Source organism: Cognatiluteimonas sedimenti, assembly GCF_022808325.1.
GTDB lineage: Bacteria > Pseudomonadota > Gammaproteobacteria > Xanthomonadales > Xanthomonadaceae > Cognatiluteimonas > Cognatiluteimonas sedimenti.
Genome location: NZ_JALGCL010000001.1, coordinates 1,270,618 through 1,283,996 on the forward strand (window position 1 = coordinate 1,270,618; position 13,379 = coordinate 1,283,996).

Annotated in this window: 7 protein-coding genes; 5 read left to right on the forward strand and 2 right to left on the reverse strand. The window is 68.9% G+C overall.

Annotated features, from left to right (window positions below; genetic code table 11):
- Positions 1–59: 59 nt before the first annotated feature.
- Entirely contained in the window at positions 60–2,063 is a 2,004-nt protein-coding gene (gene tkt, locus MQC88_RS06060; RefSeq protein WP_243319948.1) for a transketolase, read from the reverse strand.
- Positions 2,064–2,290: 227 nt separating this feature from the next.
- Here tkt and MQC88_RS06065 point away from each other — a divergent pair, with 227 nt between their 5' ends.
- Together MQC88_RS06065 and MQC88_RS06070 are read left to right on the forward strand one after the other, a co-directional pair.
- On the forward strand, positions 2,291–2,911 hold the full coding sequence (locus tag MQC88_RS06065; protein ID WP_243319950.1) for a phosphatase PAP2 family protein: 621 nt from the start codon (positions 2,291–2,293) through the stop codon (positions 2,909–2,911).
- Between the two features lie 258 nt (positions 2,912–3,169).
- A complete protein-coding gene (locus tag MQC88_RS06070; protein ID WP_243319951.1) occupies positions 3,170–3,928 on the forward strand; it encodes a COG4705 family protein in 759 nt (252 codons plus the stop codon).
- Positions 3,929–3,934: 6 nt separating this feature from the next.
- Here MQC88_RS06070 and MQC88_RS06075 read toward each other — a convergent pair whose 3' ends face one another.
- The gene (locus tag MQC88_RS06075) at positions 3,935–5,287 is read right to left on the reverse strand and encodes a dicarboxylate/amino acid:cation symporter (RefSeq protein ID WP_425491562.1); all 1,353 of its coding nucleotides are present in this window, start codon (positions 5,285–5,287) and stop codon (positions 3,935–3,937) included.
- A gap of 149 nt (positions 5,288–5,436) precedes the next feature.
- Here MQC88_RS06075 and MQC88_RS06080 point away from each other — a divergent pair, with 149 nt between their 5' ends.
- From MQC88_RS06080 to MQC88_RS06090, 3 genes are read left to right on the forward strand one after another with little or no spacing between them, the layout of a single operon-like run.
- Positions 5,437–10,908 carry a HAMP domain-containing protein gene (locus MQC88_RS06080; protein ID WP_243319954.1) on the forward strand — a complete coding sequence of 1,824 codons (5,472 nt, stop codon included), beginning with the start codon at positions 5,437–5,439 and terminating at the stop codon, positions 10,906–10,908.
- The gene (locus MQC88_RS06085) at positions 10,893–12,635 is read left to right on the forward strand and encodes an ATP-binding response regulator (RefSeq protein ID WP_243319956.1); all 1,743 of its coding nucleotides are present in this window, start codon (positions 10,893–10,895) and stop codon (positions 12,633–12,635) included. Before MQC88_RS06080 ends, MQC88_RS06085 begins: the two co-directional genes overlap by 16 nt.
- Positions 12,632–13,312: a sensor histidine kinase gene (locus tag MQC88_RS06090; protein WP_243319957.1), complete on the forward strand. Its 681-nt coding sequence runs from the start codon at positions 12,632–12,634 to the stop codon at positions 13,310–13,312. Before MQC88_RS06085 ends, MQC88_RS06090 begins: the two co-directional genes overlap by 4 nt.
- Positions 13,313–13,379: the final 67 nt, after the last annotated feature.

The window sequence follows — 13,379 nt, forward strand, 5'->3', positions numbered from 1 at the left end:
TAATCGTTGCTGTCAAGCCCCCGTCCCGACGCAACGGGACCGGGCTGGACCAGGCCTGGTTAAACGGCGCGGGCGACGGCGGCGACGTTGTCGGCGGTGAAGCCGAAATGCGGCATCAGCGCCTCGATCGGCGCCGAAGCGCCGAACGTGTCGAGACCGACCACGGCGCCATCCAGGCCGACGTACTTGCGCCAGAAATCGCTGACGCCGGCCTCGATCGCCACGCGCCTGCGGCAAGCCTTCGGCAGCACCGATTCGCGGTACGCCGCATCCTGGCGATCGAACACGCAGGTGCTCGGCATCGACACCACGCGCACGCCATCGCCGAGCGCGGCGGCCGCCTGCATCGCGATCCCCACTTCCGAGCCGGTCGCAATGAGGATCAGTTCCGGCGCGCCATCGCTGTCCTTGAGCACGTAGCCACCGCGCGCAATGGCGGCGACCTGCGCCTCGCTCCGCGCCTGGTGGGCGAGGTTCTGCCGCGAGAACACCAGGCAACTGGGGCCATCGGTGCGCTCGATCGCGGCCTTCCACGCGACCGCCGACTCGACCGCATCGCACGGGCGCCAGACGTCGTTGCGTGGGATGTAGCGCAGCGACGCCAGGTGCTCGACCGGCTGGTGGGTGGGACCGTCCTCGCCGAGGCCGATCGAATCGTGGGTGTAGACGTGGATCGCGCGCGCCCCCGTCAACGCGCTCATCCGCACCGCGTTGCGGGCGTAGTCGCTGAACACCAGGAAGGTGGCGTCATAGGGAATGAAGCAACCGTGCAGCGCCAGGCCGTTGCTGATCGCGGTCATCGCGAATTCGCGCACGCCGTAATAGACGTAATTGGCGTCGGCGTCATCGCCGGCGACCGACTTGCTGCCCTTCCACAAGGTCAGGTTGGAATGCGCCAGGTCGGCCGAGCCACCGACCAGTTCCGGCAGCAGCGGCGCGTACGCCTCGATCGCCAGCTGCGAAGCCTTGCGCGAAGCGATCCCGTGGGCTTCGACCTGCAACTTCGCGATGAAGGCATCGGCGTCCGCGGAGAAGCCTTCGGGCAGGTCGCCATGCGAGCGCCGCACCAGCTCGTCGGCCTCTTCGGGATGGCGCGCGGCGTAGGCGTCGAACAGCTGCCCCCACTGGTGCTCGCGCACCAGCCCGGCATTGCCGGCGCGCCAGGCGTCGCGGATCTCCTGCGGCACCTCGAACGCGGGATGCGGCCAGCCCAGCGCCTCGCGGGTGGCGGCGGCCTCGTCCTTGCCCAGCGGCGCGCCGTGCGCGGATTCCTTGCCGGCCTTGTGCGGCGAACCGAAGCCGATGGTGGTGCGGCAGCAGACCAGCGTCGGCTTGCCTTCCGACCGCATCGCCGCCTCGATCGCGGCCTTGATCGCATCGGCATCGTGGCCGTCGACGTCGCGGATCACGTTCCAGCCGTAGGCCTCGAAGCGCGCCGGAGTGTCGTCGGTGAACCAGCCCTCGACGTTGCCATCGATGGAGATGCGGTTGTCGTCCCAGAAGGCGACCAGCTTCTCCAGCCCCCAGGTGCCGGCCAGCGACGCGGCCTCGTGCGAGATCCCTTCCATCAGGCAGCCGTCGCCCATGAACACCCAGGTGCGGTGGTCCACGATCGCCAGCTCGGGCCGGTTGAAGCGCTGCGCCAGCAGCTTCTCGGCCAGCGCCATGCCGACCGCGTTGGCGAAGCCCTGGCCGAGCGGCCCGGTGGTGGTTTCCACGCCGGGAGTCTCGAAGTTCTCGGGATGGCCCGGGGTCTTGCTGCCGAGCTGGCGGAAATTCTTCAACTCGTCCAGCGACAGGTCGTAGCCCGACAGGTGCAGCAGCGCGTACTGCAGCATCGAGCCGTGGCCGTTGGAGAGCACGAAGCGGTCGCGGTTGAACCACTTCGGGTTGTTCGGGTTGTGCTGCAGGTAGTCGTTCCACAGCACCTCGGCGATGTCGGCCATGCCCATCGGCATGCCCGGATGGCCGGATTTGGCGGCCTCGACCGCGTCGATGGCGAGGAAACGCAGGGCATTGGCGCGGTCGCGGCGGCTGGGTTGCACAGGGGAAGGCGTCGTCATGGCTCGAATGGGCGGCACCCGGCGAACCGCGGGCCCGGCCATTGTCCCATCGCGGCGGCGTGCTGTCGCGTCGATCCGGCCACGGGACGCGCCCACGGGCCGCGTCGCATAACGGCTGCCTGAGGAATGCCTGAGGGCCTCCTAACCCGCCTGCGTGCAGCGTGGACGTCTCTATCCGGCAGATGGCCATGGGCACTCGCATCGACCTCGTTGCCGCATCCGGTTCCATGACGGCAGGTCTCCTGCTGACACTCGGCCTGCTGCTGGCGCCCGCCTGTGCACGTGCTTCTGGCGGCCCGTTCGGCATCGACCACCGCGTGGCCTACGACGATTCAGGCATCTGGAAGCGCAGTTACCAGAAGGACTTCGCACTGGGTGCGGCGTTGACCGTCATCGGCGGCGCCGTGTTCGCCGATGACGACTCGCGCATCGGCCGGACTTTCGACCAGGCGCTGGATGCGATGGTGTTGACCGCCGGCACGACCTCGGTGGCGAAGCTGGCGTTTTCGCGCGAGCGGCCGATCCAGAACAGCGACCCCAATGATTTCTTCGACGGACGCGGCTACGGCAGTTTTCCCAGTGGCGAGGTCGCCGAGATCAGTTCGATCGTGACGCCGTTCATCACCGGGTACGGACACGACCATCCCGCCGTATGGGCCCTGGCGCTTCTGCCAACCTACGACGCGATCGCGCGGGTCAAGGTGCAGGGGCACTGGCAAAGCGACGTGCTGGCGGGCGCCGCGATCGGCGTCGCCTGGGGCTTGTATGCGCACCACCGAAAGACGCCGCTGATCATGGGCTTGCTGCCGGGCCATGGCGTCATGGTGGGCTATGCGAAACAGTTCTGAATCCGTCTCCCCGGCGCGCTCGCCCATCGAGCGACAGCGGGCTGGGAGATGAGTACGCAAGCCGCGGAACATCCCGAAAGCCCAGTCGAGTCCGTGGCCGGGAGATCTTTGCGACGCAAGCGGAACCACCGACCGACCGTCTCCGTGCCCCAAGCGCCCGGAGAGCCGCCGCTCGCCAGGCACCCATGCGCGCCAACCGTAATGCCGGGCCCTGCTGCATCCGCCCTCGTTCGCCCATTCCCCCTTCAATAGACGACCATGGATGCCGAAAACCGTGCCGCGCTGAGCAAAGTCCCCGAAGTCACGCTGCTGTTCTGGATGATCAAGATCCTCGCGACCACGCTGGGCGAGACCGGCGGCGATGCCGTATCGATGTCGATGGATCTGGGCTACCTCGTCGGCACAGCCATCTTCGCAGTGCTGTTCGTGGCCGCGGTGGCCGTGCAGGTGTCGGCGAAGAAGTTCCACCCGGCCATCTACTGGGTGACGATCATCGCCTCCACCACGGTCGGGACCACGCTGGCCGACTATGCCGACCGGTCCCTGGGGATCGGGTACGCAGGCGGGGCCCTGCTGCTTTTCGCTCTGCTCGTCGCATCGCTGTTCACCTGGTACCGCACGCTGGGCACGGTGGACGTGGGCTCCGTCAACTCGCCCCGGTCCGAAATCTTCTACTGGGTGACCATCATGTTTTCGCAAACGCTCGGCACCGCGCTGGGCGACTGGACCGCCGATTCGGCGGGGTTTGGTTACCTCGGTGGTGCAGCCATCTTCGGCGGACTGCTCGCGATCGTGACGGTGCTCCGGTTCACGACCCGGGTGTCGCGCACGGCGCTGTTCTGGGCGGCGTTCGTGCTGACGCGGCCGCTGGGCGCGGTGGTCGGCGACTTCCTGGACAAGCCCGCCAGCCACGGCGGACTGGAACTGGGCCGCTACGCGGCATCGGCGTCATTGCTGGGCCTGATCGCGCTGCTGGTGCTGGTGTTCCCGCAGAAGCCGGCCGCGCGCGCCCACTGACGCAGCTCAGGCCGGGGTCGTCCCCGCCGCGTCGTCGAGCACGCCGTGGCTGTCGACCTCGCCGCGCGAGACCACCGTCGCCGCCACCAGGTCGCCGGTGACGTTGAGCGTGGTCCGGCACATGTCGAGCAGGCGATCCACGCCCAGGATCAGGCCAATGCCTTCCGGCGGCACCCCGACCATGCCGCAGATCAGCGCCACCACGGGCAATGAACCGGCCGGCACGCCGGCGGTGCCGATGCCGCCGAGGATGCAGACGAACATCACCGTGACCTGCTGCGCCAGCGACAGGTCGACCCCGAAGAACTGGGCCAGGAACAACACCGTCACCCCCTCGAACAGCGCGGTGCCGTTCTGGTTGGCGGTGGCGCCCACGGTCAGCACGAATCGCGAGACCTTGCGTGGCAGGTGCAACTGCTCGTCGGCGACCCTGAGCGCGGTCGGCAGGGTGGCGTTGGACGAGGCCGTCGAGAACGCCATCACCATCGCCTCCTGCACGCCGCGGAAGAATTTCAGCGGCGACCAGCCGCCGACGAACCTCAGCGCCAGCGAATACACCACGAACATGTGGATCGACAGCGCCAGCAGCACCACGCCGACATAGGCGCCAAGCCGCGCCAGCAGGTCCCAGCCGAACAGCGCGGCGAGGTTGAACATGAAGCAGAACACCGCGTACGGCGCCAGCCGGATCACCAGCCCGATCAGGGTCATCGAGACCTCGAACAGGCCCTCGATCCCGCGCAGCAGCACCCGCGAGGGCGCGCTGTCGGTGAGCACCAGGCCGATGCCGAGCATCAGCGCGAAGAACATCACCGCGAGGATCGAATTGCTCGCCGCCGCGCCGACGATGTTGTCGGGGACGATGGCCAGCAGCATGTCCAGGCCCTGCGGCTGCTCCTTGCCGCCGCTGACGATCGCCTGCGCGCGCTGCGCGCCCTCGCTGAGCAGTTGCTGCGCGGTCGCCGGGTCCACGCCGGCGCCGGGCTCGAGCCAGTTCACCAGCAACAGTCCGATGACGACCGCGATGCCGGACACGATCACGGTGTAGGCCAGGGTCTTCCAGCCGATCCGGCCGAGGGCGCGGATGTCGCCCATCTCGGCCACGCCCACCACCAGCGCCGAGAACAGCAGCGGGATCACCAGCATGAAGATCAGGCGCAGGAACACGGTGCCGACCGGCTGCGTGACCCAGGTGGTCAATCCCTGCACCCACGGCGCATCGGCGCCGCTGGTGTAGTACGCGACCAGCCCCAGCAGCAATCCGGAGACGAACCCGATCGCCATCTTCCAGTGCAGGGGCATGCGCGCGCGCGGCGCGTCGTGGCTGTTTCCAGGCATGGTGTCTTCCAAAAGCGGCATTCCCCGCGAACCGCCGCGAGCTTACACCAGCGCCGGATCCCGCCCGGACGCAGGTGAAGGCCATGTGCACGCGTTGACGACATTGCTTCGGCTACCTTGTCCGATCAGGTCCCGCCCGGGGCCCGTGGACCGTGGTTCAGGGGGATCGCGTGAGCAACGACAGCACCACCGCACGCCGCCGCACGCGCAGCGCAGGCGTGTCCGCGCCGAAGCAGCCGGCCGCCGCCATCCCGGCCGACCCGCTGCTGCAGTTGCTGGCGGCGATGCAGGATGCCAACGCCGGGGATTTCTCGGTGCAGTTGCCGCTGCACTGGGACGGCATCGCCGGCAAGCTGGCGGCGAGCTTCAACGAGATCGTCAGCTCCAACCGCCGGCTGGCCGCCGAGATCGCCCGGGTCGGGCAGAAGGTCGGGCGCGAGGGCCAGACGCGGCAACGGGTCGCTCCCGCCAATCGCCAGGGCGCATGGGCCGACATGGAACAATCGGTCAACCACCTGATCGACGACCTGGTGCGCCCGGTCGAAACCATGACCGAGGCCATGGCCGGCGTCGCCAAGGGCGACCTCACCCGCACCGTGCCCCTGGAAGCCAACGGCCGCCCGCTGCAGGGCGAGTTCCTGCGCTCGGCCAACATCGTCAACCGCATGATCGAGCAGATGGGCGAATTCTCGTCCGAGGTCACGCGCGTGGCGCTGGAGGTCGGCACCGCCGGCCTGCTCGGCGGCCAGGCCAAGGTCAAGGGCGTGTCCGGGGTGTGGAAGGACCTGACCGACTCGGTCAACCAGATGGCCAACAACCTGACCGCGCAGGTGCGCAACATCGCCGAGGTCACCATCGCGGTCGCCAACGGCGACCTCTCGCGCAAGATCACCGTGGACGTGCGCGGCGAGATCCTGCAGCTCAAGGAGGCCATCAACACGATGGTCGACCAGCTGCGCGGCTTCGCTTCGGAAGTCACGCGCGTGGCGCGCGAGGTCGGCACCGAGGGCAAGCTCGGCGGCCAGGCGATCGTGCCGGGCGTCGCCGGCACCTGGAAGGACCTGACCGACTCGGTGAACGCGATGGCGTCCAACCTGACCTCGCAGGTGCGCAACATCGCCGAGGTCACCACCGCCGTCGCCAAGGGCGACCTGTCGCGCAAGATCACCGTGGACGTGCGCGGCGAGATCCTGCAGCTCAAGGAAACCATCAACACGATGGTCGACCAGCTCAACGGCTTCGCCGCCGAGGTCACGCGCGTGGCGCGCGAGGTCGGCACCGAGGGCAAGCTCGGCGGCCAGGCGGAAGTGCCCGACGTCGCCGGCACCTGGAAGGACCTGACCGACCACGTCAACTCGATGGCGTCCAACCTCACCCTGCAGGTGCGCAACATCGCCGACGTGACCACCGCCGTGGCCAAGGGCGACCTGTCGCGCAAGATCACGGTCGACGTGCGCGGCGAGATCCTGGAACTCAAGAACACCATCAACACGATGGTCGACCAGCTCAACGGCTTCGCCGCGGAGGTCACGCGCGTGGCGCGCGAGGTCGGCACCGAGGGCAAGCTCGGCGGCCAGGCCGTCGTTCCTGGCGTCGCCGGTACCTGGGCCGACCTGACCGATTCGGTCAACTCGATGGCGTCCAACCTCACCACCCAGGTGCGCAACATCGCCGAAGTCGCCACGGCGGTCGCCAAGGGCGACCTCTCGCGCAAGATCACGGTCGACGTGCGCGGCGAGATCCTCGCGCTCAAGGACACCCTCAACACGATGGTGGACCAGCTCAACGGCTTCGCCGCGGAGGTCACGCGCGTGGCGCGCGAGGTCGGCACCGAAGGCAAGCTCGGCGGCCAGGCGCAGGTGCCCGGCGTCGCCGGCACCTGGAAGGACCTGACCGACAACGTCAACTCGATGGCGTCCAACCTCACCGCGCAGGTCCGCAACATCGCCGAGGTCACCACCGCGGTCGCCAAGGGCGACCTCTCGCGCAAGATCGGCGTCGACGTCAAGGGCGAGATCCTCGAGCTCAAGGACACCATCAACACGATGGTGGACCAGCTCAACGGCTTCGCCGCGGAGGTCACGCGCGTGGCGCGCGAGGTCGGCACCGAAGGCAAGCTCGGCGGCCAGGCGCAGGTGCCCGGGGTCGCCGGTACCTGGAAGGACCTCACCGACAACGTCAACTCGATGGCGTCCAACCTCACCACCCAGGTGCGCAACATCGCCGAGGTCGCGACCTCGGTGGCCAGGGGCGACCTCTCGCGCAAGATCGCGGTCGATGCACAGGGCGAGATCGCGCAGCTCAAGGACACCCTCAACACGATGGTGGACCAGCTCAACGGCTTCGCCGCGGAAGTCACGCGCGTGGCGCGCGACGTCGGCACCGAGGGCAAGCTCGGCGGACAGGCGCAGGTGCCCGGCGTCGCCGGCACCTGGAAGGACCTCACCGACAACGTCAACTCGATGGCCACCAACCTGACCGCGCAGGTGCGCGGCATCGCCAAGGTGGTGACCGCGGTAGCCAACGGCGACCTGCACAAGAAGCTGACGGTGGAGGCCAAGGGCGAAATCGCGGAGCTTGCCGAGACCATCAACGGCATGACCGGCACGCTGGCGATCTTCGCCGACCAGGTGACCACGGTCGCGCGCGAGGTCGGCGTCGAAGGCCGGCTGGGCGGCCAGGCCAACGTGCCGGGTACCGCCGGCATCTGGAAGGACCTCACCGCCAACGTCAACCAGCTCGCCGCCAACCTCACCACCCAGGTGCGCGCGATCGCCGAGGTCGCCACCGCGGTGACCCAGGGCGACCTGACGCGCTCGATCACCGTGGACGTGCGCGGCGAACTCGCCGACCTCAAGGACAACATGAACTCGATGATCGGCACCCTGCGTGCCACCACCGAGTCCAACCGCGAGCAGGACTGGCTGAAGACCAACCTCGCCAAGTTCTCCGACATGATGCAAGGCCAGCGCGACCTGCTCACGCTCGGCCGCAACCTGCTGTCCGAACTTGCGCCGCTGGTCGATGCGCAGCAGGGCCTGATGTACGTCGTCGAGGCGCACGAAGGCAACCCGCGCGACCGCCGCCTGCGCCAGCTCGCCGGCTACGCCGATGCCGATCGTTCCCCGGCCGCGCGCACCCTGCGCTTCGGCGAGGGCCTGGTCGGGCAATGCGCGGCGCAGGCCCAGCTGATCCTGATCGACGACGTGCCGCCGGACACGGTGCAGATCGAATCGGGCCTGCTCAATGCCGTGCCGCGCAGCGTGATCGTGCTGCCGGTGCTGTTCGAGGACCAGGTCAAGGCGGTGATCGAGCTGGCGTCGCTGGCGGAGTTCACCCCGACCCAGCGCACCTTCCTCGAGCAGCTTTCCGGCTCCATCGGCATCGTGCTCAACACGATCGAGGCGACGATGCGCACCGAGCACCTGCTGTCGCAGTCGCAGCAGCTCGCCGGCGAGTTGCAGTCGCAGCAGAAGGAACTGCAGCAGACCAACGAGGACATCGCGCTCAAGGCCGCGCTGCTGGCCGAGCAGAAGGCCGAGGTGGAACAGAAGAACCAGCAAATCGAGCATGCCCGCCGCGCGCTCGAGGAGAAAGCGGCCGAGCTGGCGCTGACTTCGCGCTACAAGTCCGAGTTCCTCGCCAACATGTCGCACGAGCTGCGCACGCCGCTGAACTCGATCCTGATCCTGGGCCAGCAGCTGGCCGAGAACCCGGACACCAACCTGAGCCCGCGCCAGGTGGAGTTCGCCAAGACCATCCACGCCGCCGGCACCGACCTGCTGCACCTGATCAGCGACATCCTCGACCTGTCCAAGATCGAGTCGGGCACGGTCACGGTCGACAGCGAGGACATTTCCTTCGCCCACCTGCGCGAGAACATGGAGCGCGGCTTCCGCCACGAGGCCGAGCGCCGGCACCTGGAGTTCTCGGTCGATTTCGCGCCGGAGCTTGGCACTGCATTCAATTCCGATCCCAAGCGGCTGCAGCAGATCCTCAAGAACCTGCTGTCGAACGCCTTCAAGTTCACCGAACACGGCAGCGTGCGGCTGTCCGCGCGCGTGGCCAGGGAGGGGTGGTCGCCTGGCCATGCGGTCCTCGACCAGGCGCCGACGGTGGTAGCGTTCGAGGTCAGCGACACCGGCATCGGCATCTCGCCGGAGAAACAGCGGATCGTGTTCGAGGCATTCCAGCAGGCCGATGCCGGCACCTCGCGCAAGTACGGCGGCACCGGCCTTGGCCTGGCCATCAGCCGCGAGATCGCCGGCCTGCTGGGCGGCGAACTGCGCCTGCGCAGCGCCCCGGGCAAGGGCAGCACGTTCGTCCTGTACCTGCCGCTGAACTACGTGGGTGCCGGCGAAGCGGCGACCGAACGCACGCACGCCGAACCGCCGCGCCTGGCGCCGCTCCCCGGCAGCCAGGCGCCGTCCGCGGATATCGCCGACGACCGCGCCAGCCTCGTGCCCGGGGAACCGTCCTTGCTGGTGGTCGAGGACGACCCGCGTTACGCCGCGATCCTGCGCGACCACGCCCGCTCGCAGGGATTCAAGGTGCTGGTTGCCAACCGCGGTGCCGAGGCGTTGCGCCTGGTGCGCGAGTACAAGCCCAGCGCGGTCTCGCTCGACATCTTCCTGCCCGACATGCTCGGCTGGACGGTGCTGGCGCGCCTGAAGCAGGATTCGGCGACCCGCCACATCCCGGTGCAGATCGTCACCGTCGAGGAAGAGCGCCACCACAGCATCGAACGCGGCGCCTTCTCCTACCTCGCCAAGCCGGCGACCAACGAGACCATCGGCGCCGCGTTGCAGCGGATCAAGGAATACACGTTGCCGCGGGTGAAGCGCCTGCTGGTGGTCGAGGACGACGCCGCCGAGCGCATGAGCATCGAGGAACTGATCCACCACGACGACGTCGCCATCGACACCTTCGGCAGCGGCGGCGAGGCGCTGGCCGCGCTCGAACGCGGTGGCTACGACTGCGTGGTGCTGGACCTGCGGCTGCCGGACATGACCGGCTTCGACCTGCTCGACCGGATCCAGGCCATGCCCGGGCTGCAGGACCTGCCGATCGTGGTGTTCACCGGCAAGGAACTGAGCGCCGAGGAGGACCAGCGGTTGAAGAAGGCGGCCAAGTCGGTGGTGATCAAGGGCGTGGAATCGCCCGAGCGCCTGCTCGACGAGACCGCGCTGTTCCTGCACCGCGTGATCGCCGACCTGCCGCCGGCCAAGCGGCGTATGGTCCAGCGCCTGCATGATTCCGACGAAACGCTGCGCGACAAGCGCGTGCTGGTGGTCGACGACGACGTGCGCAACATCTTCGCGCTGTCCAGCGTGCTGGAGCGCCACGGCATGGCGGTGGTCACCGCCGGCAACGGCCAGGAGGCGATCGAGAAGGTCGCGGACGACCCCGGGATCGACCTGGTGCTGATGGACATCATGATGCCGGGCATGGACGGCTACGACACCATGCGCGCGATCCGCGACGACCCCGATTCGCGCGCGCTGCCGATCGTGGCCCTGACCGCCAAGGCGATGAAGGGCGACCGCGAAAAATGCCTGGAGGCCGGCGCTTCCGACTACCTCGCCAAGCCGGTGGTCACCGACCAGTTGCTGGGAGTGCTGCGACAGTGGCTGCATCGCTGAAACCGGCGGCGACCGATGCGCCGGCACCCGCGCCCGAACAGAGCCCGTCGCCGGTCAACATCCTGCTGGTCGACGACCAGCCGGGGCGGCTGCTGACCTATCGCGCGATCCTCGAGCCGCTGGGCGAACGGCTCGTCGAGGCATCCTCCGGCGAGCAGGCGCTGAAGCTGCTGATGGAGGACGAATACGCGGTGATCCTGCTCGACGTCAACATGCCGGGGATGGACGGCTTCGAGACCGCGAGCCTGATCCACCAGCATCCGCGCTTCGAGAAGACCCCGATCATCTTCGTCACCGCGGTCAACGTCACCGACATGGACCGGCTGCGCGGGTACAAGCTCGGCGCGGTCGACTACGTGATGGTGCCGGTGATCCCGGAAATCCTGCGCACCAAGGTGGTGGTGCTGGTCGAGCTGTACCGCAAGCGCCGCGAACTGCAGCAGGCCAACGCGGCGCTGGAGGCGGAGAAGGCGCGTGAACGCGACCACCTCAACGCCTCGCTGCGCGCCGCCAACGCCGAACTGGCCGCGCGCAACATGGAGCTGCGCACCGAGATCGGCGAACGCACCCTGGCCGAGGCGCGGCTGCGCGAGGCGGACCGGCGCAAGGACGAGTTCCTCGCCACCCTGGCCCACGAACTGCGCAACCCATTGGCGCCGCTGCTCAACGCGCTCAACGTGCGCCGGCTGTCCAGCCCGGACGCCGCCGACGACCCGCTGCAAGGCCTGATGGAACGCCAGCTGGCGCTGCTGGTGCGGCTGATCGACGACCTGCTCGATGTCGCCCGGATCACCCGCGGCAAGCTGGTGTTGCGCCGCCAGGCGACCACGCTCGACGAAGTACTGCAGGCCGCGATCGAGGTCGCGCGCCCGCCGATCCTGCAGGGCGGCCACGAGCTGCGCCTGCAACTGCCGCCCCGTCCGGTGCCGTTGTTCGTGGATCGCATGCGACTGGCGCAGGTGTTCGCCAACCTGCTCAACAACGCCGCCAAGTATTCCGACCCCGGCAGTCGCATCGACCTGGTCGCCAGCGCCGGCGACGACCACGTCGAAGTGCTGGTGCGCGACCGCGGCATCGGCCTCACGCCCGAACAGGCGCACGGCATCTTCGAGCTGTTCACCCAGGCCGACACCGCGATCGAACGCGCGCGCGGCGGCCTCGGCATCGGCTTGACGCTGGTGCGGCGGCTGGCGGAGATGCATGACGGCGAAGTCAGCGTGCGCAGCGATGGCCCCGGCCACGGCAGCGAGTTCCGCGTGCGCCTGCCACGCGCGCAGGCGCCAGGCGCAGGGTCGGTCGAGGTGGAACCGGAAGCCGGGATCGCGGTGCCCGCCAGCACCCGCGGCCACCGCGCGCTGGTGCTCGACGACAACCGCGACGCCGCCGATACCCTGGCGATGATGCTGGAGCTGCTCGGGCTCGAGGTGCGCACGCTCTACGATCCGGCCGCGTTCGAAGCCAACTTCGCCGAATTCGCGGCGGACGTGGTGTTCCTGGACGTCGGCATGCCCGGCCGCAGCGGTTACGACGTGGCCGCGGCATTGCGCGCCGCGCCGCGCGGCAAGGACGTACTGCTGGTTGCGATCACCGGCTGGGGCCAGCCGGAGGATCGCCGTCGCACCCGGGACGCGGGCTTCGACCGCCACCTGGTCAAGCCACCGGAACTGCCCGAGATCCAGGCGATCTGCCGCCTGCTGGTCGAGCCCGGCGATGAGGGTGCCGCTTGACCCCCACCCTGCCACCGCTGCCCGCGGTCGAAGCCCCGTGGCTGGACCGCCTCGCGCACGACCTGCGCGGCCCGCTGGCGCCGCTGCAGACCGCCAGCTACCTGCTGCAACGCGACGACCTCGATCCGCTTCGCCGCCAGGAACTGCTGGCGATGGTGGAACGCCAGACGCGGCGCCTGGGCAGCATGCTGGACGAGTTGAACGACTGGGTGCGGGCCGCCCAGCAACGCCTGCTCGGCCCGCGCGAGCACTGCGAGCCGGCGGTGCTGCTGGACTACGCGCTGGTCGGCAGCGGCCTGGCCGGCACCGCGGTGGACGAGGACGGCAACATCGCGATCGTCGATGGCGATCCGCAACGGCTGACGCAACTGCTGCGTGCGTTGCTCGATTACGCCGGCAACCGCGGCAACCCGCCGGTGCTGTCGTTGCGCAGCGGGGACGGCCGCGTGCGCATCGAGGTGCGCGTCCCCGGCCCGCCGCCCGACGCCGCGCAACTGCAGGCGCTGCTGCTGCAACCGCAGGCCGAGCCTTTCGACGAAGGCCTGGGGCTGCGCCTGCTGATCGCGCGCGCGATCGCGCAGGCCCACGGCGGCGACCTCGAGGCGATCGTCGAGGACGACCGCCTGCGCCTGCGCTGCGAACTGCCGCTGGCCGATCCGCCGCCCGCCGCAACCTGATCCGATGGCCTGTCTGGGCTGACGCAGTCCGCGGCGTAGCGACGGACCGGTTGCTGCCGGGGTGAAG